Origin of the sequence: Bordetella petrii (assembly GCF_020991325.1) — a bacterium.
Lineage (GTDB): Bacteria > Pseudomonadota > Gammaproteobacteria > Burkholderiales > Burkholderiaceae_B > Bordetella_A > Bordetella_A petrii_E.
In genome coordinates this window covers 1-1,319 of sequence record NZ_JAJMLX010000497.1, presented here as the reverse complement: position 1 = coordinate 1,319, position 1,319 = coordinate 1, and the positions used below count along the sequence as shown (strand labels likewise).

Here is a 1,319-nt window from a genome sequence, read left to right as displayed (position 1 = left end):
ATGCAGGGCATCGCGCAGGCGCGCCACGTTGCCTGCCGCCAGCAGCGGCAGATGGTCGGCGCACAGGCGGCGGGCACAGGCCAGCACCACGGGGTCGGCCGCCTCGCGCAGGCGGGCAGTGTCGGGGTTGCGCAATTGCAACACCAGGCATTCGGCCATATCGCGCGCCCCGATGCCGGGCGGATCGAACGACTGCAGCAGGGTCAGGGCGGCGCGCAATTCGTCGATATCGGCTTCGGCCTCGGGCGGCAGCCAGTCCAGGATCTCTTCCAGGGGCGAGCCCAGGTAGCCGTTTTCGTCCAGTTCATCGATCAGCAGGGACACCAGGGCGGCGTCGCGCTGCCCCGCGCGCGTCAACCCCAGCTGCGCCAGCAGGTGCTCGCGCAGCGTGTCGCTGCGCGCGGTATCGGGGCCGTCGCTGCGGTCATCGGGGTAGACGCCGCCCGAGCCAGGCATTTCGTCGATGCGCGTTTCGGTATCGCGCGCCGGCTCGTCATCCAGCGAGGCTTCCCGTTCGGGGCGGGCATCGGCCTCGGCCTCGCCCCGTTCATCATTGCGCTCCAGCATCGGATTGTCGGCCAGCGCCTGGGCAATCTCGGTCTGCAAATCCAGCGTGGAAAGCTGCAACAATCGGATCGATTGCTGCAGTTGGGGGGTCAACGTTAAATGTTGACCGGTGCGTAGTTCTAGCGCGGGCCTGGTCATAGGTACAATATTTTGCATGATGAATCCCACCTCGCCGGAACGCGTACGCCAAGATTGCCGTCTGATCGGCCAGACGCTGCTTAAATTGGCTCTTCCACGCCTGCTGATCCGGGCGGTGGTGCTGGTCATCGCCGCCATCATATGGTTATTGGCGGCATCGTGGCTGCTGGACTTCGGACGGGGGCTGTCATTTGACAGCATGCAGGCCCTGGGGCAGCAAACCATCGACTTCCTGGTCCGCATCAATCCCTACGTGTGGTGGGGCGTGGTGGTCATCTGGTCGCTCATCGTCTTTTTCATCGCGCGCGCCTGGCTGGCGTCGGACGTGGCCGCCGCCCGCGCCAAGCCGGTGGCGCCGTCGGATCTGTCCCAACTGACATCCCAGTTGTCCGACGACGTCAACGCGGTGCTGCGCTGGGTATGGGGCAGCCGCGACGAACCCTTCACGCTGGGCGACCTGCGCCAGTCGCTGGACGAACTGCGCCACAGCCGCATCGGCAAAATGGAACTGGTGCGCCAGCAAAGCGACATTCTCGACCGCCGCCACCTTCGTGCTGGCCTTGCTGCCGTTCCTGAACCTGGTGTTTCCGCCGGGCCATGCCCTGCATGTGTCG

Annotated in this window: 1 protein-coding gene and 1 pseudogene; one reads left to right on the top strand and one right to left on the bottom strand. The window is 65.7% G+C overall.

Annotation, left to right across the window (positions count from 1 at the left end; genetic code table 11):
* Positions 1 to 723: pseudogene (locus LPZ50_RS24925) on the bottom strand (RNA polymerase sigma-54 factor); the annotation flags it as partial.
* Here LPZ50_RS24925 and LPZ50_RS24920 point away from each other — a divergent pair.
* The coding region (locus LPZ50_RS24920; protein WP_230665506.1) for a hypothetical protein at positions 722 to 1,319 on the top strand (598 nt) is incomplete at its 3' end. The pseudogene LPZ50_RS24925 and the gene LPZ50_RS24920 overlap by 2 nt on opposite strands.